Source organism: Chelativorans petroleitrophicus (assembly GCF_025398195.1).
In the GTDB taxonomy this organism is placed as follows: domain Bacteria; phylum Pseudomonadota; class Alphaproteobacteria; order Rhizobiales; family Rhizobiaceae; genus Chelativorans; species Chelativorans petroleitrophicus.
Window position 1 is genome coordinate 97796 of record NZ_JAODNV010000013.1, and the last position, 23940, is coordinate 121735.

Below are 23940 nucleotides of genomic sequence, written 5' to 3' on the forward strand. Positions count from 1 at the left end.
GGCCGCCCGCTCTCTACCAGCAAAAAACCTGGTGCCACATGAACCGGCCGGACACGCGGGGGGTCACGCCTCTTGCGCGTCCGGCGCTCCGACCCTACGGGCCAGGACGCGGTCGATCCTGCGGCCGTCCAGATCGACAATCTCGAAGCGCCAGCCCATGGCTTCCACAATGGCGCCCGTTCTCGGCAGCTCCTGCGTATAGGACAGGAGAAAACCCGCAAGCGTCGTGTAGTTGCGCTTTTCCGGCAGGCGCAGCCCCAGAAGTTCCGCCATTTCGTCAGCCGGCATCAGCCCGGGCAGCAGCCACGAGCCGTCCTCGCGCCGAACCACGTCGATTTCCCCTTCCTCCAGGTCGGAGCGGAACACGCCCGCGATTGCCTCGAGGATGTCGGCCGGCGTGATGATGCCCTCGAAGGCCCCGTATTCGTCATGCACGAGAGCTACCGGAACCTGCGCCTCGCGCAGCACCTTGACGACATCGAGCGCGTCGGTGAAATCGTGCACGATCGGCGCCTGCTGCACGTAATCCTGCAGGTTGATCGGCTTGCCCGCGATCTGCGCATTGAGCAGTTCGCGCGTGTTGATGACGCCGATAAGCTGGTCCAGCGAGCCTTCACCCGCAGGCAGTCTCGTGTGGACGCTCTCCTGCAGGGCCTTCTTGATCTCCGCCGTATCCGCCGTCAGGTCGAGCCAGTCCACTTCACGGCGCGGGGTCATGAGCGCGCGAGCCTTGCGGTCGGCGAGACGCATCACGCCAGCGATCATGCGGCGTTCGGCTGTCTCGATCGTGCCCGTCCGTTCGGCTTCCGCGATCAGCGTGCGGATTTCCTCGTCCGTCACGCGCGGAGCGCGCTCCGAGCTTTGACCGAACAGGAGGAGCAGGCCGCGTCCGGAGATGTCCAGCAGCCACACGAGAGGCAGGGCTATACGCGAAAGCGCGATCATGAACGGGGCGACACCGACAGCGATCGCCTCGGCATTCCTGAGCGCAAGCTGCTTGGGAACGAGCTCGCCTACCACCAGCGAGACATAGGTGATCAGGGCGACCACGATCCCGACGCCCAGCGGGTCCGCCACCCCGGAGGGCACGCCAAGCCCTGCGAGCCAGGCGGAAAGGCGCACGCCGAGCGTTGCGCCCGAGAAGGCACCTGAAAGGACGCCCACCAGCGTGATTCCGATCTGCACCGTGGAAAGGAAGCGGCCGGGATCGGCCCAGAGCTCCAGGGCGCGCCCTGCCTTCCGGGATCCCTTGTCGCGCAGCGCCTTCAGCCGGGCCGGGCGGGCGGAGACGACCGCAAGCTCCGACATGGCCATGAAGCCGTTGAAGAGGATGAGCAGCAATAGGATGATGATCTCGAGAACGAGCATTGGGTATCCTGTCGGTGTGCGCGGGCGGCAAGCGCCGCCGGCACTTCACCATAAAGCGCAGGCGCGTGCGCGGCTACCGGCAGGCGCGGTAGCCGTTTCTGCGGTTCTTGATGTCGAAGTGGAAATGGTCCTTGTGGTCGGCGTCGTAGCCGGGACCCAGGACTGTCGTGAAATAGTCGCAGCCTTCCGCGCGCACCGTGTTGAGCAGGCCCCTCTGGCGAAAGGCGAAAAAGCCCGGACGGCGCACGTCGATCTCCCGGCCGTTGTCCAGTTTGATGCTCATGATGTCGAGCGCGTTACCTTTGGAGTGCTCCGAAGCCACGCTTGTGCCGCGGATGCGGCGGCAGGAATAGCTGGACCCCTGCCGGATCGTGTTCACGCCGGAGAGGTAGCGCATGCGTGCGGCGGGCGCGAGTTCGTTCTTCGTCCAGCGGGCGACGGCGACGGCCATGGCGCAGGTCAGCGTGGCGGGCGGAGAAAGCTTGATGCCGCCCGAAAACCCGCTCACCTCCACGGGATGGTCGATGCGGCACTCGCCGCCGTCATCGATCGGAGCCAGGTCGCGGTAGGAGACGCCGAGCCGCTGAAGCTCGCGCCGGCAGGCGATCTCTTCGGCGGGCATGAAGGTTGACGGGCTCGTCTCCGGCAGGAGCCGGGGATAGCTCATCGCTATCGGGGCGGCGGGCACGATGTTCTGCAATCCGGCGCCCTGCACCGCTCCGGTCTGCACGCCGACATCCACATCCGGGCGAAGCACCGATTCGGCCGAACAGGCATAAAGGGCCGCGAGCGCGCCGAGCGCCAGAACACCGCCCGCGAATCTGGGCAGGCGAAAAGTTCGCCGGCGCAGCCACTCGTACTCGAACACGCTTGCAACCCCACTTCGGATTCCCGATCCGCAGCAGAGTTAGCGTGTGAGGGTAAATGAATGCTCAGCAGCCGCGTTCAGACTTGTGGCGGGAATGAGAGCGTCCGCCACGGCTACTTGGCCCGCGAGACGCGGATGATCTTGCCGTCGGGCGCGTCGGTGAGCAGCCAGACGGCGCCATCGGGCGCCACCTCCACGTCGCGCAGCCGCCCGAACACTCCCTCGAACAGCCGGTCCTCCCGGAGTATCTCGCCCGAGCTGTCGCGTTCAAGCCGCGCAAGAAGCTCGAATTTGAGAGCGGCGACGAGCAGGTCGCCCTGCCATTCGGGGAACATGCTGCCTTCATAGACAGTCATGCCGGAGGGGGCGATCGAGGGGTCCCAGTAATAGAGCGGCTGCTCGTAGCCGGGCGCCTGCGTGCCGCGCCCGATCTGCATGCCGGAATAGTGCCGGCCATAGGCGATAACCGGCCAGCCGTAGTTCTTTCCCGCCTCGGGCCTGTTCACCTCGTCGCCGCCACGCGCGCCATGCTCCACCGTCCAGAGCGCCTTGGTCAGCGGGTCGAACACCGCACCCTGGATGTTACGGTGGCCGATCGACCAGATTTCGGGCGCTGCATCCTCCCGTCCCACGAAGGGATTGTCCTGCGGGATGCTGCCGTCGCGGTTGATCCTCAGTACGGAGCCCGCGGGGTCCGCGATGTCCTGGGCGCGGTCCATCTCGCCGCGGTCGCCGATGGAGAAGAAGAGCGTGCCGTCCGGCGCCTCGACGATGCGCGAGCCGAAATGGTGCCCGACCTCCGTCTTGGGCTCCAGCGAAAAGAGCGTCGTGAAATCCTCAAGCCGTGCTGAGCCGTCCTCGCGCACGAGCTGCGCGCTCGCGACCGCCGTTCCAGCGCCGCCCGGTCCCGCTTCGGAGAAGGTGAGGAAGATCGTGCCGGAGGTTGCGAAGTCGCTGGAGGCGAGAACGTCGAGCAGTCCGCCTTGGCCCATAACCGCCACTTCGGGCACGCCCGCGACCGGCTCCGACAGCGCGCCTTTCTCGAAAATGCGCAGGCGTCCCGGCCGCTCGGTGATGAGGGCCGCGCCGTCGGGCAGGAAGTCGATTCCCCAGGGATGCTCCAGTCCGTCGGCAAGGATTTCGGCGCGGAGGGTCATGCCTTCGGCTGGGAAAAGCTGGGCGCCCGCCGGCGTAGCGGCAGCTGCTGCAAGAAGCCCGGCCAGAACGGCTCGATTCATGGTCTCTTCCCCCTTTAGCGGGATACCCGTCTCCCTTTAAGCATATGCCAGCGCCGCCCGGAGCCAAGCCGCAGTCCGTGCGGCACCCGGTCACGTTCGCGAGAGCGAATTTTCTCGTGGGTGAATCCCGCCCGCGAAGATTTCGCGTGAAAATGCCGTAATGCTTGCTATATTTGGCTGGAAATCGAACGAAGCGGTTCCGTGGCCCCGGCTGCCGGACCGTTTTCTTTTTGTGCCGCACGTGCGCCGGCAAGGCCGCGGCGGCACGTCGAGTCAGGAAGGTGTCTCAGATGAACAAGGTCCCGATGACCCTGGCCGGTTACAATGCGCTGAAGGAAGAGCTGCGCTGGCGTCAGCAGGAGGAGCGTCCGCGCATCATAGATGCGATCGCCGAGGCACGCGCGCACGGGGACTTGTCGGAAAATGCCGAATACCATGCGGCCAAGGAGGCGCAGAGCCTTAATGAGGGCCGTATAAGCGAGTTGGAAGACCTCATCGCGCGCGCCGAAGTGATCGACGTGAGCAAGCTCTCGGGCGACACGGTGAAGTTCGGAGCCACCGTCGTTCTGATCGATGAGGACACGGAAGAGGAGAAGACCTACCAGATCGTGGGCGATCAGGAAGCGGACGTGAAGTCCGGCCGCATTTCCATCTCCTCACCGATCGCACGGGCGCTGATCGGCAAGGCCGTGGGCGACACGGTGGAGGTGAACGCGCCGGGCGGTGCCCGCGGCTATGAGGTGCTGAAGGTCCAGTACGGCTGAGCAGCCCGCTGATGCCGGCCGGCTTGCACCCGCCGCCCGACATGCGCCGGGTGAAGGTGATCGCGCCGAACTTCAAGCGCCGGCTTTCCGGTGTCACGAGCACGATCATTCAGCTCGTGCCTGTCCAGGCACGGCAGATTCCCATCGTAACGCTCGGGCCGGGCCTGCCGCCAGATTTGCCGCGAATGTGCTGGTGGCAGGTGCCGGCGCTGCTGCGCCGGCCGGAGGGCAGCCCGGTGCGCATCTGGCATGCGCGCCGCAATGTGGAGATGCTGGCGGGCGTGGTTCTGAAGCACGTCCTGCGCGCCCCCCTGAAGCTTGTTTTCACTTCTGCGGCACAGCGCCGCCACAAGCCATTCACGCGCTGGCTCATCCGCCGCATGGATGCGGTGGTGGCCACCAGCGCGCGTTCCGGCTCCTTCCTCGAGGTGCCGCACCGCGTGGTGATGCACGGCGTGGACACGGAGCGTTTTCATCCGCCGCACGACGGTGAGGACGATTGGGCGGCCACCGGCCTGCCGGGCCGCTATGGCATCGGCTGTTTCGGCCGTATACGCCATCAGAAGGGGACGGACCTCTTCGTCGATGCCATGATCGAGCTCTTGCCGCGTCATCCGGACTGGACGGCGGTGGTGCTGGGCCGCGTGACGGCCGAGCACAGCGCCTTTGCCGACGGGCTTGAGCGCCGCGTCCGCGAGGCGGGGCTGGCCGACCGCATCCGCTTCCTCGGCGAGGTAAGGGACGTGCGGCCGTGGTATCGGCGCATCTCGCTTTATGTGGCGCCTTCGCGCAACGAGGGCTTTGGCCTCACCCCTCTGGAGGCGATGGCCTCGGGAACACCGGTGGTGGCAAGCGACGCTGGCGCCTATGCGGAGATGATCACGTCCGCAGTAGGAGCGGTCGTCCCCGCAGGCGACGGCGCAGCTCTCACGGCCGCGATCGAGGCCTATATGGCGGATCCCGCCATGGCGGAGCGCCAGGGCAGAGCAGGGCGCAAGCATGCCGAGGCGAATTTTCCGCTTGAGCGGGAGGCGGCGGCGCTTGAGGAGGTTTACGAGAGTCTATGGAGACATGACGATGGGTCAGGCGCTCATTGTAGCGCGAGATAACGCTTACGGCCTGACCCGAGATTCCCTGATCCTGAAGGCTGCGCTCGAGGCAGCAGGGCTGAAGGTAACGACGGCCCGCGTGCGGGACCGCGGGATTCTGGACAGGCTTCTTAAGCGCAGACAGGCGGATATCGTCTTCCATCTTGAACGCATATTTCCTGCCTGGCTGTCGGCCGCGCCTGAAAACATATTGGTACCCAATCAGGAGCGTTTTCCTCGCAGACACCTGAAGCTTCTCCGCAAGGCGGATCGCGTATGGACCAAGACCCGCCATGCGGAGGAAATCTTCTCGGCGCTGGGAGTCCCAACGGAATATTGCGGCTTTGCCTCCCCGGACCGCCATATGCCAGAAGTGGAGAAAAGCTGGCGGCGGTTTTTTCATCTGGCTGGCGGCAGCACGCTCAAGGGTACGGAAGACATCCTCGATTTGTGGATCCGTCATCCCGAATGGCCGGAGCTTGTCCTCGTGCAGAAGACCAAGAATGCTCCGAAATCCGTTCCCCGCAATGTCCGCCTTTTTTCGGGCTATATTCCGGATGAGGAACTCAAGTGTCTGCAGAACGAATGCGGCATCCACCTGTGTCCATCGCGCTCGGAAGGTTGGGGACACTACATTCTGGAAGCGATGTCCTGCGCAGCCGTGACGATAACTACGGACGGACCGCCTATGAACGAGCACATCGATCGGGAGACCGGGCTGCTCGTTCCTGCCGTGCGAAATGAACAGCGGCATTTGGGAGTGAATTTCTTCGTAAACAAGGCTGCTCTGGAAAAGGCAATCACCGACGTCCTCACATGGGATCAAACGTATTGTCGGCGGATGGGAGAGGCCGCGCGGAGAAAATTTCTGGAAAATTCCAGAGGCTTTGGGCCTCGAATCCGCAATCTCCTGGAGGCGATCTCTGTAGAACCGAGTTAGGTCGCTGACGGGGCGGATCTCACCCGATCGCCACCAGCCCCTCGTCCTTTACCTGCCTGATCGTGAGCGCCGTGCGCACCGTGTCCACATTCGGCGTCGAGGTCAGTTCCTCGATGACGAAAGTCTGGAATGTGGCGAGATCGGTGGCCACGCAGTGCAGGAGGAAATCCGAATCGCCCGAGACCATCCAGGCCCGGCGCACGATCGGCCAGTTGCGCGCCCGCTCGGCGAAGCTCTTGAGCTCGGCTTCCGACTGGTGGTGCAGCCCCACCAGGCAGAACGCCACCACGTCGAAACCCAGCATCGGGCTGTTGAGCAAGGCGCGGTAGCCCTTGATGACGCCGGTTTCCTCCAGGCGCTTGACCCGGCGCAGGCAGGGCGGCGCCGAGATGCCGACGCGCCGCGAAAGCTCCACATTGGTGATCCGCCCGTTGGCCTGGAGTTCGCGGAGGATTTTCCAGTCAATGGCGTCGAGATCGGCCTTAAGCGGCATGCGGTATCCTTTTGCCCCCTCGCGCGTGAGTCGCACGAATCCGGTCATGCATGCGCGGTGAAGTTAAGGCAAGTATCAGGCTGCGCCAAGTCCGCCGCCGGGCCAGCGGCGCCGCGCGCCGGCAAACTGTTGGAAAACCTTTCCTCGCCTTGCAAATCACGGGATGCAATACTTAGATCAAGGCCCGGCTGCCGGTCCGCACGGCGGCCTGTCATCTGTTTGAAAGGATCGTCGAGCCATGACCAGCCGCCACGCGCCCGTGCTCATCATCGGATCGGGACCGGCCGGATACACCGCCGCCATCTATGCGGCGCGCGCCATGCTCAGGCCGCTGCTGGTGGCGGGTCTGGAGCAGGGCGGGCAGCTCATGATCACCACGGAGGTGGAGAACTATCCGGGCTTCGCCGAACCGGTGCAGGGGCCGTGGCTGATGGAGCAGATGCGGCTGCAGGCGGAGAATGTGGGCGCAGAGATCGTCTCCGACCTAATCGTGGAGGCGGACATCAAGTCGCGGCCGTTCAGGCTTACGGGCGATTCCGGCACTGTTTACACCTGCGATGCACTCATCATAGCGACAGGCGCCAAGGCCAAGTGGCTCGGCCTGCCGTCGGAGCAGGCCTTCATGGGCTTTGGCGTATCGGCGTGCGCCACCTGCGACGGCTTCTTCTATCGCGGCAAGGATGTCGCGGTGGTCGGCGGCGGCAACACGGCGGTGGAGGAGGCGCTTTATCTGTCCAATCTCGCGCGAAAGGTGACGCTCATTCACCGGCGCGGCGAACTGCGTGCTGAACGCATCCTGCAGGAGCGGCTTTTTGCCAAGGCTAATGTGGAGATGATGTGGAACACGGTGGTGGACGAGGTGCTGGGTGAGCCTGCCCGCCCGCCCGCACCGCCGTCCGTCACGGGGGTCCGCGTGCAGAATGTCCTCACCGGCGAGGTCAGCGAGCTTCCGGTGGACGGCGTGTTCATTGCCATCGGTCACGCGCCGGCGGTGGAGCTGTTTGAGGGCAAACTGAAGCAGAAGCCGAACGGATATCTGTGGACCGAGCCTCACTCCACGCGTACGGATGTGCCGGGCGTGTTTGCGGCAGGTGACGTCACCGACGACGTCTACCGTCAAGCGGTGACTGCGGCCGGCCTCGGCTGTATGGCGGCACTTGAAGCGGAAAAATATCTGGCCGAACTGGAGACGCACCGGGAGGCGGCGGAATAGGAGATCGATCGCGGCGCCCATAACATAAGGGGGAACAGGCGTTGGATTGGGACAAGCTACGTGTATTTCACGCTGCTGCGGCGGCGGGATCATTCACGCATGCGGCCGACACCCTGCACCTTTCGCAATCGGCGATCTCGCGCCAGGTGAGCGCGCTGGAACAGGAGATTGGCGTACCGCTGTTCCACCGGCATGCACGCGGCCTGGTGCTCACCGAACAGGGCGAGATGCTTTACCGCACCGCGCACGAGGTGCTGATGAAACTCGAAAGCGTGAAGGTGCGGCTGGCCGAGACCAAGGATCGCCCGTCGGGCCTGCTACGGGTGTCCACCACCGTCGGGCTAGGGACCGGGTGGCTGACGGAGCGCCTGCCCGAATTCGGCGATCTCTACCCGGACATCCAGCTTCAGCTCATCCTCGACAATGAGGAGCTGGATCTGACCATGCGTCAGGCCGACTGTGCCATCCGCATGCGCCAGCCACAGCAGCCCGACCTCATCCAGCGCAAGCTGTTCACCGTCCATTTCCACCTTTATGCCTCGCCCGCCTATATCAACCGGCACGGCAAGCCCACGTCCATCGCCGATCTCGACCGGCACCGGATTGTCACCTTCGGCGAGGCGGTGCCGGCGCATCTGAGCGATATGAACTGGCTGGAAACGGCGGGCTGCGCCGACGGCACAAAGCGCGCTGCCGCGCTGCAGATCAACAATATCCTGGCCATCAAGATCGCTGTGCAGCGCGGGGCGGGCATCGCCATGCTGCCCGACTATTTTGTCGGGGACGACAGCGGCCTCGTGCAGCTCATGCCGGAGACGGCGGTGCCCTCATTCGACACCTATTTCTGCTATCCTGACGCGATGAAGAACCAGGCCAAGTTGCAGGTTTTCCGCGATTTTCTCATCTCGAAGTCGCGAAGCTGGTCCTACTGAACTGCAAATGCGCGAGCCATGCAAATATGCATGGCTGTGTTGCAAATTACCATGGTTGTTATTTAGGCAGTCCATGCCCATATCGAGGTCACTCCCGGGGCGCGTTCTCCTCCCATTAGCCCCCGGCGAGTGTTCCCCTCTGGAGGTTTCGCCTTAATGGCACTTCCATAACTGGGCCGGATCTTCCCGATCCGGCTCTTTTTTTTGTGGCTTCCAAATCAGATCCCGGCGTTTCTGTCGAAGCGCCTTTCCGTGTTTGGCTTGTCGTTCACAATGCTTTGCGGGCCGTTCTTAAATTGTGCATCTTCGGTATGCATGAGCGCAGACCATCTGTCTGAGGGCGGAGAGTCGGCCTTGCCGCCCGGGCGAGGCGTATCCGGAAGATCGTTAGTTCAGGCCGCTTTGCCCCTGCTGCTCAATGCATCGTCGGCGAGTCGGCCGGTGAGTTCGGCCATATGGTCGAAGCGTGCACGGTAGGTGGCCACGCCGGCCGTTGCCGAGCGCAACTCGATGATGAGATTGTCCATCTCCGCTTCGGGAAGCAGGGCTTCCACAATATCCCACCCCGGTTGGTCGGTACGTGTTTCGAAGCCCAGAATCTGCCCGCGCCTTTGCGACAGGATCGCCGTGATCTTCGCGGTGGCGTCGGACGGCGTATCCACCTCCACCTTGAGGATCGGCTCGAGCAGCACGGGGCTTGCAGCTGCAAGCCCTTCCTTCATGGCGAGCCGCGCGGCGAGCTGGAAGGCCATGTCGGACGAATCCACCGTGTGATAGGAGCCGTCCGCGAGGTTCACCGCGATATCCACGACGGGGAAACCCAGAGGCCCCTGCTGAAGCGCATCCCGGACACCGGTTTCGACCGAGGGGATGTATTGCTTCGGCACCACCCCGCCGGTGATCGACTCGGTGAACTCGAAGCCGCTGCCGCGCGGAAGCGGCTTAATTTCTAGCAGGACATCGCCGAACTGGCCGTGGCCGCCCGACTGCTTCTTGTGGCGCCCGCGCTGGGTGACGGCCTTGCGGATCGTCTCGCGGTAGGGGACCGACGGCGGGCGTGTCTCGACTGCAATCTGGTACTTCCCTTCCAGCCGCTCCCGCGCAATCCGTAGATGCATCTCGCCCTGGCCACCGAGAACGGTCTCGTTCGAATCACGGTTCTGTTCCAGAACGAGCGATGGATCCTCCTGCAGAAGCTTCTGCAGTGCCGCCGAGAGTTTCACCTCGTCCTTGCGGTCACGCGGGCTGATGACAATGGAGAAAACCGGCGGCGGCGCGGAAAGCGTGACAAGCCGGGGCGCCGCCGTCTTGCCCGTGGTGAGCGTGCCGCCGGTCTCCGCCTTGTCGAGCTTGCCGAGCGCCACCGTCTCGCCTTCTTCCGCCGACGCGATCTTGCTCTGCTCGCGGCCCACCATTCTATAGAGGCCCGAGACGCGTCCCGCCTCCGGTAGTTCCGCGCCGTCGGCGATCGAGCCTGACAGGACGCGCGCGATGGAAATCTTTCCGCCATGGCCCGTATGCACCGTCTTCATGACCTGAAGCGCGGTACCGTCGGCCTCCTTCAGGCCCAGGCGATCTCGCGTCCGGGCAACGCCCGGCACATCGTGGCGCACCGCCTTCAACAGGCGCAGAACGCCATTGCCCTTCTCTGCCGAGCCGATCAGAACCGGAATCACGGCCCCGTCGCGCACGTCCGCGGCAAGATCGTCAAAGACGGCGTCGCGCGGAGGCTCGATCTCCTCCAGAACCTGCTCCATGAGCGCATCGTCATGGTCGGCCAACGTTTCGAGCATGGAAAAGCGCGCCTCGAGTTCCCGCGCCTTCTCGTCGTCGGGAATGGGCGCAATCTCGCTTTCGGCATGTTCGCGGTAGATGTAGGCGCGCTCCAGCGCAAGATCGATGGAGCCGATCACGATGCCGTCCTTCCGCAGGGGGATCTGACGTAACAGCAGCGGTGTCGCGCTCGCGGGCTGCAGCGTTTTCAGCATGTCGCGCACGCCCGCCGTGCTCTTGTCGATCTTGTTGAGGAAGACCATCCTCGGCAGCTTCAGCTGCTCCAGCCGACGCAGGACGAGCTGCAGCATCGGCAGCTTGCTGTCCTCCGCATCGACCACCACCACCGCCGCATCGGCCGCGGCGAGGATCGGTTCGGCCTCATGCGCGAATTCAATCGACCCGGGGCAGTCCACGAAGGTGATGCTTTCATCCATGAAGCGCGTCGTGGCGAAGCTCGCCTCCACGCTCATGGCATGCTCGCCTGCGCTGTTGCCATGGCTTGTCTGTCGTGCAATGGCGCCCGTGCGCGCCAGTATCGCTTCAAAGAGCGTGGTCTTGCCGCTTGCCAGGGGACCGAGAATGGCTATGCATTTCGGTCCTTTGTGTCTCTCCCCGGCTCGATTGCCCATGATGCCGACCTCCTCTCATGTCTCCACCCCATGAGCGGCGGCCGGCCCCCACGGCCGTCGCGCAGGCGTATGCCTCTCCTCCGAGCATTCCGCCATCAGGGAGCATGGTCACACGCCTTGCGCTTGCGGGCAAGGGGGGAAGGGCGAGATTGTGATGAGGGTGGCTGGCTAGAGATCCAGCATCCAGGTCTGACCTACGAGGTCCTTCCCGAAGGAGTGGTGCGGTTCCTCCTTCACGAGCTTGAATCCGGCGGCCTGGTAGATGCGGCGTGCGGAGACGAGAATGTCATTGGTCCAGAGCGTGATCGCCTTGTAGCCCTTCGCCCGCGCGAAGCCGATGCACTCGTCGACAAGCCGCCGTCCGATGCCGAGTCCCCGTGCGGCAGGCTCCACATAGAGCAGCCGGAGCTTCGCTACGGTGTCGGATTCCCGGACGAGAAAGACAGACCCCACCACCTCGCCATCGCGCTCCGCGATCCAGGAGGCTTCGCGGCGGGGATCGAATTGCCGCACGAAATCGCTCAGGATTTGTGCTGCCAGCGCCTCGTAGGTTTCGTCCCAGCCATATTCATGATGGTAGATGAGCCCCTGCCGGTGCACGATCCAGCCCAGATCGCCGGCCCGCAGCGGACGGAGGATATAGGCCGGCCCCGTATCCGGTGCCGGGCCGAGCAGCCGCTGAATGGTGCCCATCGCCGCCGTCAGCTTCTCCCGCTCGTCGGGCGAAAGGCGGGCAAGCAGATCGGCCACGAGGTCGCGGGCGGCCCGGTTGAGGGGCTCGAACGCCCGGCGTCCGGCCTCGGTCAGTCCAAGATGGAAGCGCCGTCCGTCGTCGGCCGCTGGCCGGCGTTCGATGAGGCCGCGCCGCTCGAACTTCTTCAGCATGCGGCTCAGATAGCCCTCATCCAGGCCGAGGTCGCCGGCGAGTGCGCTGGCCGTCAGCCCATCCCTGTGCGCCAGCTCGAAGAGTACGCGCGCTTCCGTCAGGGAAAATTCGCTCCTGTACAATCCGTCTTCCAGCACGCCGATCTGACGAGTGTAAAAGCGGTTGAAACGCCTTACAGCGTCGATCTGCTGTTCCGATGGTGATTGAATGAGGTTCATGGCAATTCTCCTGTTGCCAATATCAACTATATACTTGCTTAAGTCAATTAATAGAGCAAAAACCAAGCCGCCCCGGCGACGCCGGAGCGGCTGGTTCCATGGAGGATGGATCGGTCTCTTACACGCCTATCGCAACTCCGCCGTGAAGCGCTGGATGCGGCGGCAGGCTTCTTCCAGCAGCTCCTCCGACGTGGCGTAGGAGATGCGGAAGTTGGGGCCGAGCCCGAAGGCCGAGCCATGCACAACGGCAACGCCTTCCGCTTCCAGAAGCTCGGATACGAAGTCCTCGTCGCTCTCGATCACCTTACCAGACGGCGCTTTCCGGCCGATCACGCCGGCGCAGGACGGATAGACATAGAAGGCGCCTTCGGGCGTCGGGCAGCTGATGCCGTTTGCCTGGTTGAGCATGGACACCACCAGATCGCGCCGGGCCTGAAAGATGGCCTTGTTCCTTGCGATGAAGTCCTGCGGGCCGGTCAGCGCCTCCACCGCCGCCCACTGACAGATGGTGGCGGCGCCGGAAGTCTGCTGCCCTTGGATCATATCCATGGCCTTGATCAGCGCCAAAGGCCCGGCGGCATAGCCGATTCGCCAGCCGGTCATGGCATAGGCCTTGGACACGCCGTTCATGGTCAGCGTGCGCTCATAGAGCCTCGGCTCCACCTCGGCGATGGTGCGGAAGGTGAAGTCCCCGTATGTCAGGTGCTCGTACATGTCGTCGGTCAGCACCCAGACATGGGGATGCTTGAGCAGCACCTCGGCCAGCGCCTTCAGTTCCTCGCCCGTATAGGCCGCGCCCGACGGGTTGGAGGGCGAGTTCATGATGAGCCACTTGGTCTTCGGCGTGATCGCTTTCTCCAGCGCCTCCGGCTGCAGCTTGAAGCCGTCTTCCAGCTTCGTCTCCGCAAATACGGACGTGCCGCCGCAGATCGCCACCATCTCCGGGTAGCTCACCCAGTAGGGTGTGGGGATCACGACCTCGTCGCCGGGGTTCAGCGTCGCCATGAATGCATTGAACAGGATCTGCTTGCCGCCGGTGCCGACGATCGTCTGCTTCCAGTCGTAATCGAGATTATTCTCGCGCTTGAACTTGGCAGCGATCGCCTCGCGCAGCGGCTGGATGCCCGATACGGGCGGATACTTCGTCTCGCCGCGCTTTATCGCTTCGATGGCCGCCTGTTTGATATTGTCGGGCGTATCGAAATCCGGCTCCCCGGCACCAAGACCGATGACGTCGCGCCCCTGCGCTTTGAGCTCGCGTGCCTTCTGGGTGACAGCAATGGTCGCGGAAGGTTTCACGCGCGAAAGGGCATCGGCAAGAAAGGCCATGATCGGTTGCTCCTACGGGATTTCAGTCGTCTCCGTCCGGAGGGCGGGGAGACACGCCTTAATGTCTCATCGCGCGGCGGATCGCAAGGGCGGCGGGCTTCTCCTGTGCGGGCAGGCGACTTAAGCGCAGTTGCAGGAAAAGTGGATGCCGGTTTTCCGTCCCGAAATGTGCAAAACAATAACTGGAGTTTTCTCAAGCGCCTGCGAGACACACATGATCGCAATTTAACCGGCGCTCAATGGTTCTGTGCGAGGCTGCAGCCAACCGGGGCGTCGGAAAGGCAGCATGCCGCGCAGCCTCTGATTGGCGCAGGTGAGTGAGTGCCGCGGGCGTGAGGGCATCTATGTCCGCTTCCGGGGCCGGCTCAAGGCTGCTCGGCCGCTTCCCTTACCGCCACCCTCGGCACGTACGGTAGCTGCAAAGGCACCTGAAAGTGCCGTTGGGCGCCGAGCGGGATAAAAATAAACAGGAGGCGATCGGTGTCACTGGCTGAAAAAATCCAGGAGCGGATCGAAGCAGCGATTGTCGTCGATGAAATCGGCATCGAGACCGGGCGCTACGGTTCACACATCCTCAAGACTCGTTATCAGGCGATTTTTCGTAGAACGCCCGAAGGGCTGACGCCATGGGGCGTTACAGGCACAGTGCAGCCGCATCTTCACGAACGGCCAATCTCGCTCGATTCGTTTTGGGCGGACATCGCCCCCGACGACCAACCCTTCGTCGAGTCTTTGGGACGTATGCTGCAGTTACGCAACCATCGCAGTATCCACGCCGGCGATCTGGTGCTGCTTTGGGATTATGATCAGCGCCTGTTCGCCAGTACGGATACACCCGAGGCACAGGTTGCCCGCCTCGTATCTCTGCTGCCGTCCGCGGAAATCGACCAGCATCTTTTTCTGTGCAGGTTGCCGGGGAACGGGGAGGAGGGCCGAGTTGCGGAGCTGGCGGCGGTACTGCAATTAAACGGAATAGCCACTGCCGTTGAGGATTTCGGCACGCCTGCGGAATCCGCCTCACGCATTCGCCAGATCAACCCGCAGATCGTGACATTCGAGGGGCGCTGGTTTCGACGTATCGCGGATGTGCCGGCGGCCGTCGACCTCCTCGGCTCTTTTGTCGAAGCGTTGCGGCGGGAGGGGCGACAAGTGCTGATCGAGGGTATTGAAACGCCGGACCAACTGCGCGCCGCATTCGATACAGGTGCCGATCTGTTGAGAGGCGACCTGTTGCGTCCGGCGCAGCCGGTTGGCGTGATCTTTGATACCGAACCGCTCGATGGGGAAGCACTGCTTCTAACCCGGAGCACGGGAACGTCACCTTTGCCTGGGCAGGGGCGCCCCGCCTGACGCGCGATGGCTCAATCCTGTTGATGGTCCGCGAAAAACTTTTCATTCGCGGCTGTACCGTGGCGCGCTAGAAAGGAGGGGAAGAAGGGAGCCGCCTCATGAAGCTTTACGGAATGACCGACAGCGGGAATTGTTACAAGCCCAGACTTCTGCTGGCGAAGCTTGGCATTCCCTATGAGCATATTGAGGTCAGTTCGCGTGACGGGTCCACGCGCAGGCCGGATTTCCTTGCCAGGAATCCCAACGGCAGGGTGCCCGTTCTGGAGCTGGACGACGGGCGTTTTCTCTCCGAGTCCAACGCCATATTGCTCCATCTTGCTGAAGGCACCCGCTTCCTGCCGTCCGATCCTTACCAACGCGCGCTCGTCTATCAGTGGCTCTTTTTCGAGCAGTACAGTCACGAGCCCTTTGTGGCCGTCAGGCGTGCGCTGTTGATGTATCCGGAAAGGGCCGCCCAAGCCACTCCGGAGAGGCTTGCCGCCACGCTTGAGGGAGGCAATCACGCGCTCGGCGTCATGGAGCGGCAACTTTCCCGCACGCCTTTCCTGGCCGGTGAAGCGTACACGGTGGCCGATATCGCGCTTTATGCCTACACGCATGACGCGCACAATGGCGGCTTCGATCTTGCCGCCTTTCCCGCTGTTTCCGCCTGGCTGGAGCGTGTACGAAACGACCCCGGCCACATTCCGATGGTCGGCTCGTAGATACGCCGAAGCCTGCCCGCAGCGGGAACGCCCGTAACCCCGCCACTTATGTAGCCCGCGCCCGTCTCCACCCGTAGTGGGTGGAGAACGATCGCCCGCTTTTAGCTCTTAAGCGACCGCCTGGAGATCGGTTTCTCCGTCTTGCGTCTCCTTGGGGCGGTGCGACGCAACCGTCTTCAGCACGATGTTCAATTCATCAATGTCTACGTAAAAGACGCGGGCAAGCCGAACCGGAATAAGTTCTTCCGGTACGCCGTGTTGCAACAGTTTTTCAACCGCATGCATTAAATGCACCCGGTCGGTCAGGCGCACTTTGATGCTATCTTCAAAGGGATAACGCATGGTCTTCTTCCTGATCGGAGATGACAAACGCATGACACGAACCAGGAACGCGCCGAGGCTACGCGTAGATATAGGCCAATCAGCGTAAACAATATGCTTAAGGAACAATACGCGCGCAACGGGAAACTTTCGCGTGAGCGTACACTTCCCTGTTCATCCACAAGAAATGCGTTATCCTGTGAAAATTTATCAATCCCTGATTGCGTTGAACCGGAATGAGAAGGACGCTTGTGCGGGTATGGTCTCCGGCGGTGCAGCGCGTTCGAGCGCGAGCATCTTTCGCTTGGTGAGCGTCCCTCCGGGAGCGGAAAAACCGCCGAGCTTGCCCCCTGCCGCCACGATGCGGTGACAGGGAATGATGAGCGGGATTGGGTTGCGCCCGAGTGCCACTCCGGTCTGGCGGGCGGCATCGGGGAAGCCGGCTTGCGCCGCAAGTGCACCATAGGTGGCGGTCTGGCCGTAGGCGAGCCTTTGCGCGGCTTGATAGATCGCAAGACTGAACGCATCGACGCCCCCGAGGTCCAGGGGGAGGGCGGTAAAGTCCTCCCGTTCTCCCGCAAAATAGCGCTGGGCGGCCGCGATCGCCTCCGCTACCGCACCGGAAGGCTGCGAGGCCCGGGAATGCGGAAGGTATCTTGCGAAACTTTCCTCTAGCGGATCGGTGGTCTCGACGGGAAGCATGAAGCGGCTGATCCCGCGCAAGGTCCACGCGATGCCGCAGAAGCCAAAAGCAGTTTCAAAGACGTGATGGTGCATCACAACGCCATCCTCCAGCCCGAGCACAAACATAAGGCCCCACAGGGCAGCATCTCAAGAAGTTCTGGAATTCAACCCGTGTTGAATCGACAGGCGCGATGCGTTAAAGGAGCGCTTCGGCAGGGGGCGAAAGGGAGACGAAAGCTTTACCTTTGCTCTGCCGAACCGTCCTCACCTGCATCCTTCTTTGCCTACCAGCTCTGTCCGCGTGCAGCTCCATGCCCGCTCCTGCTCCGAGCGAAGACACGCCGGTTCGCACGGATCCGGCAGCGCCGACCGCTTTTGAGCAGACCGGGGAAATTCAGCCGGTAGAAGCGGGAAGCGCGGAGCTCGATGCGCTCATTGCCCGCTACGCCGCGGCCTATCAGGTGCCGGAAAACCTCGTGCGGCGCGTCGTCAAACGCGAGAGCAACTTCAATCCGGCCGCGCGCAACAGGATCTATTGGGGCCTGATGCAGATCCGGCACGATACCGCCCGGACCATGGGCTATCGCGGGCCGGCGCACGGGCTGCTTGATGCCGAGACCAACCTCAAATACGCGGTCAAGTATCTGCGCGGCGCCTACATTACGGCGGGTGGTAACGAGGACCAGGCGATCCGCTACTACGCCAGCGGCTACTACTACGTCGCCAAGCGCAAAGGCCTGCTTCAGGAAACGGGCTTGAGGAACTGAGGCAGCGCGGCTCCTTTGCGCAGCGTCAGCAGATGGCATGAGCGGGGAGCGGTGCCTTCAAAAAGCATGTGAACTGGTGTAAGGGGGCCGCCCGCTGTCGGATTGCGTGGAACAGCATCGTCCTTCGACAGATCTGCAATCCCGGGAACGACCATGAACGACACGACACCCCTGAAAGAGCCGCTGGCGCAGAAAAGGACCACGCCGCTGGCCATTTCCGCGCGCGGGCTCGTGCGCCATTTCGGCGAGGTCAAGGCCGTCGACGGCATCGACCTCGACGTGCCGCGCGGCATGATCTTCGCCATACTCGGCCCCAACGGTGCCGGCAAGACGACGCTGATCCGCATGCTCGCCACGCTGCTCAAGCCGGATGCGGGTACGGCCACCGTGATGGGGCACGACCTTGTGGCCGAGCCGCATGCGGTGCGCGCGTCGATCGCGCTCACCGGCCAGTTCGCCTCGCTGGACGAGGACCTGACGGCGCGCGAGAACCTGATCCTGCTCGCCCGCCTCTGGGGCTTTCGCGGCCGCGAAGCCAAGGCACGGGCGGACGAGCTGCTGGCCGCCTTCGAGCTTGCCGATGCGGCCAAGCGCCAGGTGAAGGATTTCTCCGGCGGCATGCGCCGCAGGCTGGACATCGCCGCCTCGCTGATCGTCACGCCGGGCGTGCTGTTCCTCGACGAGCCGACGACCGGCCTCGATCCCAAGGCGCGGCAGGGCGTGTGGAGCATGATCCGCGAGCTTGCCAGGACGGGGGTGACCATCCTGCTTACCACGCAGTATCTGGAGGAGGCCGACCAGCTTGCCGCACGCATCGCCGTGATCGATCACGGTCGCAAGATCGCCGAGGGCACGAGCCGGGAGCTGAAGGCTCTGATCGGATCGGGCTTCCTGCATGTCGCCCCGGCCGATCCCGCCGACATCGACCGGGCGGCGGAAATCCTCGAAGCGCGGCTGGGGGCCGCGGTGCAGCGAAGCGCCGAGGGCGCGCAGCTCTCTGTGATGGCGGGCACGCCCCGGGACGCCAACGAGGCGCTGTCGGCGCTGATGGCCGCCGGCATCGAGATTTCGGATTTCTCGATGGGCTCGCCCAGTCTCGACGAGGTGTTCTTCGCCCTGACGGGTCAGCCCGCTGAAGATCAGGACCGTAAGGAGGCCGCCCAATGAGCGCCGTCAGTCCAGCTACGCTCCCGACCGTCAAGGCGCCGCGCCCGCCTTCGCCCTTCTCCAACGCGCTCGCCTTCGGCTGGCGCGCGGTGCTGAAGTTCCGCCACGTGCCGGAGCAGCTCTTCGATCTGGTGATGACGCCGATCATGTTCACGCTGCTCTTCACCTTCGTCTTCGGCGGGGCGCTGGCGGGCTCGCCGGCGGACTACATCCAGTTCCTGCTGCCGGGGATTCTCGTGCAGACGGTGGTGTTCAACTCCGTCTATTCCGGCATGGGGCTTTCGACGGACCTCTCGAAAGGCCTGTTCGACCGCTTCCGCTCGCTGCCCATCTGGCAGCTTTCGCCCTTCGCCGGGCTGATGGTGGGCGACGTGCTGCGCCACATCATCGCCGGCCTCATCATCCTCTGCATCGGCCTGATCCTGGGCTACCGGCCGGAGGCGGGGCTCGCGGGCGTTGTAGCCGCCTTCCTGCTCATCGTGGCGATCGGCTTCGGCACGGGGTGGATCTTCCTCGTGCTGGGGCTCCTGATCCGCACGCCCATGACGGTGATGACCATCGGCTTCACCCTCATCATGCCGGTCGCCTTCGCCTCCAACATCATGGTGCGGCCGGAGACCATGCCGGGCTGGCTCGAGGCGATCGTGGTGCGCAATCCCGTCTCGCACATGACGACCGCGATGCGCGGGCTGCTCGACGGCACGGCGACGGGCGGCGACGTGCTGCTTGCCCTTGCCGCTCCCGTCATTCTGACGGTCGTGCTCTCGCCCGTCGTCCTGTGGCTCTACCGGCGCAGCTGAAGGCGCGCGCCATCCCCGCCGCGCCGGGGCTCAGCCCGCGCGGCCTCCTAGAACGGCCGGTTCTTGAACGCGGCTCGCGTCCGGACGTCACGACGTGTCAGGGCGCTTGAGCGCCTCGAGCGCCAGCGCATGGGAATGCGCGAGGATCCCGTCCACCTCGCGGATGGTGCGGGGAGCCTTTCGTCCTTCGCCGCCGCTCCTGCCGCAGGCCACCGGGTCGAAGCGGGAAAGCCGGCCGCCGGACGGGCGCCCGGGCCTGAGCGGCGAGACGCGGCGGGTGAGCCGCGCATCGCGGCGCGCTTTCCAGCGGGCGAAGCGGCGGGCCTGCCCCGGTAGATCGTCGAGGGCCGCGGCAAGGGCGGCGAGGCGCTGGTTGAGGCGCACCGCGCTGACGGGATCGCCGGGCGAAGGCGGAGAGGGAAGGCGATAGGGCTCGATGATCCCCGGCAGCATGATGCGCGGCGCGGCATGGGCAGGCACGGTGCGGCACCGCTCTTCGTAAGGCTCCGGGGTTCGCAGCGGATCGAGAAGCGGCAGGCAATAGGATCGCGGACGGGCGGCTGTGGCGGCTTTTCCTGCTGTTGCGGCGCGCGCGATTTCCGCCGCCGGCATGGTGACGGCGATGCCGAGGCGGCGCAGGAACTGCTCTGCCGGCACGGGCTTCGTCTTCCGCTTGCGCGGGGGCGGCAGGGTGACGGTGATGCCGCGGGCGGCGGCGATGATCAGCCGCCGCGCGGCGGCCTCTGCCGGGCGCAGGAGCCGCAGAATCGCAAGCCAGAGATGGCGCGGCAGCGTGGGGCGGGTTGTTCCCTCGGCCGGTGTTTCGTGATCAATGTCGAGCCCCGCCACGGCAACGAGCGCGGCGACGATGCGCTTCAGCGCCAGCCGGTTCCACTCGATCGCCGCACGCCCGTCCATGTTGCCCTCCTTCCGTCGAGGCGGCGGGATTGTCGCATGGGCGGCAAGGGCGGGGATAAATGGACGGGGGTCGGCTGTTGTGTGAACCGCTCTTTTATCCCCCCTCTTGCAAAATCTAACACTTAGCCTCCGCTTCGCTCCAGCTAAGATGTTGATTTTGCTTTCTCCCCCGCAAAGGGGGGAGATAGGGCTGGCGCCATCGACGCCTCCTGCTACTCGGCAGCTCCCCGGCGTTCGCTGGCCTTTCATCGTGCCACCGGCACGACGAATTCGCCTTCGGCGAACCGGCCGCTCACCCCCCGCAAAGGGGGGAGATGGGGTGCGCTGCGCTGTCGCCTCCGCAAATCGCCAGCGTCTGCGACTGGCAGCGAGGCCGATGCCGGCGTTATCTCCCCCCGCTGCGGGGGAGAAAGCGAATTCTTGGGTTTGGCGAAGCCAAGCCCTTAGAATTCACAAGAGGGGGGATAGGATAACTCTGCCGTCCCAAACGCTCCCACCGGACGCAAATTCTTGGCCCTGACACCGCCAGGGGGGATTGTGGGGGCGGCCGGGATCGGGCGCGCGGCCATGTCGCAAGTCTCCGCTGGCTTGCCGCGGCGGCGCCCTATCTTCCTTGCGGGGGTGACGCGACCGCCCTGCCGTGGGATGGTCGCCCTGACGCCAGGGAAGGAGAACCGACATGCGCGACTGGAAACTCCCGCGGGAAGGCGCCTGCCGCTGCGGGCAGGTGCGGATAAGGGTGAGTGCCGCGCCGCTCGTCACCATGGCCTGTCACTGCACCGGCTGCCAGAAGATGAGCGCCTCGGCCTTCTCGCTCACGGCCGCCATCCCGGCGGAAGGCTTCGCGGTGGTCGAGGGGGAGCCGGTGATCGGCGGCCTGCACGGCACTTCGCGGCACTATTTCTGCCCGCGCTGCCTGACCTGGATCTTCACGCGGCCGGAGGGCATCGACTGGTTCGTCAATGTGCGCCCGACCATGCTCGAAGGGGCGGAGGACTTCGCGCCCTTCATCGAGACCTGGGTTGCCGAGAAGCTGCCCTTCGCCGAGACCGGGGCGGTACATGCTTATGAAAAGCTGCCGCCGGTGGAGGATTATGAGGGGCTGATGGGGGAGTTTGCGGAGTGGGAGAGGTGAGGGTGGGTTTTGGTTTCAAGCCTCTATCCTTTCCCTCGCCTCGTGCAGGATCGTCAGGCGTACGCCGTCGAGGTTTCTCACCACCTTGTCGTTCCATGTGCGCAGCGCCAGCGTAAGATGAGGCACCCCTAATATTTATTATTATTTTGCTCTTTGAGTTATCCAACAATTTATACGAACAGAAATCCAAAACGAAGGGCTACCGCCTGTTACTTTGCCATCTATGGCATTGATAATCTGGGTCTTACCCCAACTTTCGGGCAGGCGAGAGACTAATGTGCGGTCAACATCCTGTGCAGCTTTGTCGTAACCACCGTTAGTTCTACGTGATCTTACATATATAAAGCTACTACCATCAAAAATATCTATGCGTGGAATCCAATTACCTCCTCCCGTTTGATAGCGAATGGGATGGACCGACGCAAAATCACTCGGCTCTATCGGAATGTTAGAAAACATCGTCTGAACGTCTCGTTCGACCAAAAGCTCCAGTGCCTCAAATTTACCCTTAAGATCACCACAGCCTTCACGGTCTGTCACATATCTAGGAAATGAAGAACCTGGGAACAGTACGGAACCAGGTATTTTATTTCCAATTACTCTTTCAACATACAATCTACATAGTTCCTTATAGTTTCCAATTCTTAATGGCTCTATATAATAGAGAATTCCGCATGTTATAATGTCGTTAGCGTCTACAACCTCACAAGCCCATCTATACAGCTTTGATGCATCCTCATCGGCCACAGAAGTTCGTAGGCAGATCTTTCCATATCTGGATGCAATGCGATCTATCTGCTTCTGAAAATTCTCCTTGCTTCCGTCTTCCGTATAAAGAACACACGGTATAATATTTCCTTCTGAGTTTTTTTCCAAAAAATCTGTCCAATTTCTGTAACCTCCACTCTCATCAAACATGCTTATAACTTGATCATTAATCAAATCGTCTTGTGTTGCAAGATCAAGAATAAAACAATATTTACCATATGCGCCATACAATTGTTCTACCCGGCGCTCAATGGATCCATTTGGGATATTTCTAGTTTTCCTTGATCGCGTTAGCTCAAAAATTGGTATAATTTTTCTCTTAACATCGTCATCTAAAAACCTTACGGCGCGCAGCTCGGCATCCGATGTCTTGAGATTAGGGTAATACATTAATCAATCCCAATCGAATTAATCACGCTGTCGCGCCGGTATTCCGCAGCTTGTTTTGAGACTCCAAACGTTCGCGCAACGGAATCGATATCTCCACTAGACAATGCTGTACGAAACTCGGTGTCAGGCATCAGTACGAGTGCCGCAAACTGATTGGCTTCTCGCTCTCTAGCATTTTTTGCGTCGCTTCTAAATAGTAGCCCGTCTTCAAAAGGCGCATGATCGCGATGAAGTAGATAGTGTCCAAGTTCATGCGCGAGTGTAAATCGCTGACGGTTAGGATGGTGCAACGAGTTAACCCCAATCTCCCAAATGCCCGCTGATTCACGCAGAAATCCCGAAACTCTTTCCTCAAGCGGCAATCTTAGGACGCGCAATCCCAAGGCCGCTGCTAAGCCCTCTACGTCCAAGGGGATCGTCCGAAGTGTAAAATTTTGAGCAATCCGATGTGCGTCTCGCGCAGCACGAGCCGGATCATATTCTAGAGGCGGACGTGGCTTCGAGATGGATCGGCGAAGTACAGCCATTATCGGTCCTCTTCTTGGGGTTCTTGATCGTCGCCTTTTTCTGCAATCATACTCTCAATTTTTGAGAGGCGGTCATCCAGTAAAGCAATGTGAGCAAGCTGTTCTTGTAATGGTTCGCTTTGGAGATCAAATACCTCAGATGCTGCATTGCTTAGGCGTCTACTGAAATCATCTGAAGTTATTATTTTTTCTAACTTTTGATCTATAAAATTTTCCGCTTGCTGAATAGATTGCCATCTTATTGCAAAGAAAGAAAGAAATCCAACAACCACTAATACTCCAAGTAATACTTGTATCATAATACCATATGTTGTAGTTATGTTAGATATCAGAGCTTCAGGGGTAACGATTATACCGCGTTGCAATAGTTGAACGGCCGCGTCCCACGAAGGAGGATCTAGATTAGGAGGGGTCCGGTGCACAAAAATACCGAAGGTGGACCCCAACCAATCTGTCATTGGGCGACCGAAGATGAAAACCACGACCATAAGAAAAACAAAACTCCCCAACGCCCATCCGAGGACTGCGGCTCCAAAAAGCTTAAGCGTCTTCACGAGTGTCTCCGAAGAACAAAACAGAAACAAATTTAATGCAATAATTCGGAATCTGCAAGCCGTGCTTCGCTACCCATCTCCTGCCGGCCTATCTTTCCTCTTGTGAACGAGAG

At 62.2% G+C, this 23940-nt stretch carries 23 protein-coding genes and 1 pseudogene; 11 read left to right on the forward strand and 13 right to left on the reverse strand.

Features of this window, described 5'->3' with window-relative positions; genetic code table 11:
- Positions 1-63: 63 nt before the first annotated feature.
- The 3 genes from NYR54_RS13005 to NYR54_RS13015 all read right to left on the reverse strand — a co-directional run bounded on the left by NYR54_RS13005 (position 64) and on the right by NYR54_RS13015 (position 3474).
- Positions 64-1368, reverse strand: coding sequence for a hemolysin family protein (locus NYR54_RS13005; RefSeq protein ID WP_261516103.1), 1305 nt, complete (start codon positions 1366-1368; stop codon positions 64-66).
- A gap of 73 nt (positions 1369-1441) precedes the next feature.
- Positions 1442-2236 (reverse strand): extensin-like domain-containing protein, encoded by a 795-nt coding sequence (locus NYR54_RS13010; RefSeq protein WP_261516104.1) that lies wholly within the window; start codon positions 2234-2236, stop codon positions 1442-1444.
- A 113-nt stretch (positions 2237-2349) separates the two neighbouring features.
- Complete coding sequence (locus NYR54_RS13015; protein WP_261516105.1) at positions 2350-3474, reverse strand: PQQ-dependent sugar dehydrogenase; 1125 nt, start codon at positions 3472-3474, stop codon at positions 2350-2352.
- 290 nt (positions 3475-3764) lie between these two features.
- On the opposite strand from NYR54_RS13015, the gene greA reads away from it, so the two are divergent.
- The 3 genes from greA to NYR54_RS13030 are packed head-to-tail and all read left to right on the forward strand — an operon-like array spanning position 3765 to position 6266.
- Positions 3765-4238, forward strand: coding sequence for a transcription elongation factor GreA (greA, locus tag NYR54_RS13020; protein WP_261516106.1), 474 nt, complete (start codon positions 3765-3767; stop codon positions 4236-4238).
- A gap of 41 nt (positions 4239-4279) precedes the next feature.
- Positions 4280-5347: a glycosyltransferase family 4 protein gene (locus tag NYR54_RS13025; RefSeq protein ID WP_261516187.1), complete on the forward strand. Its 1068-nt coding sequence runs from the start codon at positions 4280-4282 to the stop codon at positions 5345-5347.
- Entirely contained in the window at positions 5316-6266 is a 951-nt protein-coding gene (locus NYR54_RS13030; RefSeq protein WP_261516108.1) for a glycosyltransferase, read from the forward strand. The genes NYR54_RS13025 and NYR54_RS13030 overlap by 32 nt, the downstream gene beginning before the upstream one ends.
- Before the next feature lie 19 nt (positions 6267-6285).
- On the opposite strand, the gene NYR54_RS13035 is transcribed toward NYR54_RS13030, so the two are convergent.
- The gene (locus NYR54_RS13035) at positions 6286-6759 is read right to left on the reverse strand and encodes an Lrp/AsnC family transcriptional regulator (RefSeq protein WP_261516109.1); all 474 of its coding nucleotides are present in this window, start codon (positions 6757-6759) and stop codon (positions 6286-6288) included.
- Between the two features lie 238 nt (positions 6760-6997).
- On the opposite strand from NYR54_RS13035, the gene trxB reads away from it, so the two are divergent.
- Positions 6998-7972 (forward strand): thioredoxin-disulfide reductase, encoded by a 975-nt coding sequence (gene trxB, locus NYR54_RS13040; RefSeq protein WP_261516110.1) that lies wholly within the window; start codon positions 6998-7000, stop codon positions 7970-7972.
- A 41-nt stretch (positions 7973-8013) separates the two neighbouring features.
- Positions 8014-8904 carry a LysR family transcriptional regulator gene (locus NYR54_RS13045; protein ID WP_261516111.1) on the forward strand — a complete coding sequence of 297 codons (891 nt, stop codon included), beginning with the start codon at positions 8014-8016 and terminating at the stop codon, positions 8902-8904.
- Positions 8905-9296: 392 nt separating this feature from the next.
- Here the strand turns inward: NYR54_RS13045 and NYR54_RS13050 are convergent, their stop codons facing one another.
- The 3 genes from NYR54_RS13050 to NYR54_RS13060 form a co-directional block, all read right to left on the reverse strand.
- Positions 9297-11309, reverse strand: coding sequence for an elongation factor G (locus NYR54_RS13050; RefSeq protein WP_261516112.1), 2013 nt, complete (start codon positions 11307-11309; stop codon positions 9297-9299).
- Positions 11310-11477: 168 nt separating this feature from the next.
- On the reverse strand, positions 11478-12413 hold the full coding sequence (locus tag NYR54_RS13055; protein WP_261516113.1) for a bifunctional helix-turn-helix transcriptional regulator/GNAT family N-acetyltransferase: 936 nt from the start codon (positions 12411-12413) through the stop codon (positions 11478-11480).
- Positions 12414-12539: 126 nt separating this feature from the next.
- Positions 12540-13742 carry a pyridoxal phosphate-dependent aminotransferase gene (locus NYR54_RS13060; RefSeq protein ID WP_261516114.1) on the reverse strand — a complete coding sequence of 401 codons (1203 nt, stop codon included), beginning with the start codon at positions 13740-13742 and terminating at the stop codon, positions 12540-12542.
- 480 nt (positions 13743-14222) lie between these two features.
- Between NYR54_RS13060 and NYR54_RS13065 the strand changes: the two genes are divergently transcribed.
- Complete coding sequence (locus NYR54_RS13065) at positions 14223-15092, forward strand: EAL domain-containing protein (RefSeq protein ID WP_261516116.1); 870 nt, start codon at positions 14223-14225, stop codon at positions 15090-15092.
- Between the two features lie 98 nt (positions 15093-15190).
- Complete coding sequence (locus NYR54_RS13070; protein ID WP_261516117.1) at positions 15191-15796, forward strand: glutathione S-transferase family protein; 606 nt, start codon at positions 15191-15193, stop codon at positions 15794-15796.
- A 108-nt stretch (positions 15797-15904) separates the two neighbouring features.
- On the opposite strand, the gene NYR54_RS13075 is transcribed toward NYR54_RS13070, so the two are convergent.
- Together NYR54_RS13075 and NYR54_RS13080 are read right to left on the reverse strand one after the other, a co-directional pair.
- Positions 15905-16138 carry a hypothetical protein gene (locus NYR54_RS13075; protein WP_261516119.1) on the reverse strand — a complete coding sequence of 78 codons (234 nt, stop codon included), beginning with the start codon at positions 16136-16138 and terminating at the stop codon, positions 15905-15907.
- Positions 16139-16327: 189 nt separating this feature from the next.
- Entirely contained in the window at positions 16328-16894 is a 567-nt protein-coding gene (locus NYR54_RS13080; RefSeq protein WP_261516120.1) for a methylated-DNA--[protein]-cysteine S-methyltransferase, read from the reverse strand.
- Between the two features lie 326 nt (positions 16895-17220).
- On the opposite strand from NYR54_RS13080, the pseudogene NYR54_RS13085 reads away from it, so the two are divergent.
- From NYR54_RS13085 to NYR54_RS13095, 3 genes and pseudogenes are all read left to right on the forward strand, one after another.
- Positions 17221-17568, forward strand: a pseudogene (locus NYR54_RS13085) (transglycosylase SLT domain-containing protein); the annotation flags it as partial.
- A gap of 153 nt (positions 17569-17721) precedes the next feature.
- The gene (locus tag NYR54_RS13090; RefSeq protein ID WP_261516122.1) at positions 17722-18735 is read left to right on the forward strand and encodes an ATP-binding cassette domain-containing protein; all 1014 of its coding nucleotides are present in this window, start codon (positions 17722-17724) and stop codon (positions 18733-18735) included.
- Positions 18732-19535 carry an ABC transporter permease gene (locus NYR54_RS13095; RefSeq protein WP_261516123.1) on the forward strand — a complete coding sequence of 268 codons (804 nt, stop codon included), beginning with the start codon at positions 18732-18734 and terminating at the stop codon, positions 19533-19535. Before NYR54_RS13090 ends, NYR54_RS13095 begins: the two co-directional genes overlap by 4 nt.
- Before the next feature lie 87 nt (positions 19536-19622).
- Here the strand turns inward: NYR54_RS13095 and NYR54_RS13100 are convergent, their stop codons facing one another.
- Positions 19623-20453, reverse strand: coding sequence for a hypothetical protein (locus tag NYR54_RS13100; protein WP_261516124.1), 831 nt, complete (start codon positions 20451-20453; stop codon positions 19623-19625).
- A gap of 679 nt (positions 20454-21132) precedes the next feature.
- Here NYR54_RS13100 and NYR54_RS13105 point away from each other — a divergent pair.
- Positions 21133-21588, forward strand: a complete 456-nt coding sequence (locus tag NYR54_RS13105; RefSeq protein WP_261516127.1) for a GFA family protein — start codon at positions 21133-21135, stop codon at positions 21586-21588.
- 141 nt (positions 21589-21729) lie between these two features.
- Here the strand turns inward: NYR54_RS13105 and NYR54_RS13110 are convergent, their stop codons facing one another.
- Genes NYR54_RS13110 through NYR54_RS13120 form a run of 3 tightly spaced genes read right to left on the reverse strand, consistent with a single transcriptional unit; the run spans position 21730 to position 23827 of the window.
- Positions 21730-22746: a beta family protein gene (locus NYR54_RS13110; protein WP_261516128.1), complete on the reverse strand. Its 1017-nt coding sequence runs from the start codon at positions 22744-22746 to the stop codon at positions 21730-21732.
- Complete coding sequence (locus NYR54_RS13115) at positions 22746-23273, reverse strand: ImmA/IrrE family metallo-endopeptidase (protein ID WP_261516129.1); 528 nt, start codon at positions 23271-23273, stop codon at positions 22746-22748. Before NYR54_RS13115 ends, NYR54_RS13110 begins: the two co-directional genes overlap by 1 nt.
- Positions 23273-23827 (reverse strand): hypothetical protein, encoded by a 555-nt coding sequence (locus tag NYR54_RS13120; RefSeq protein WP_261516130.1) that lies wholly within the window; start codon positions 23825-23827, stop codon positions 23273-23275. The genes NYR54_RS13115 and NYR54_RS13120 overlap by 1 nt, the downstream gene beginning before the upstream one ends.
- Between the last annotated feature and the right edge of the window lie 113 nt (positions 23828-23940).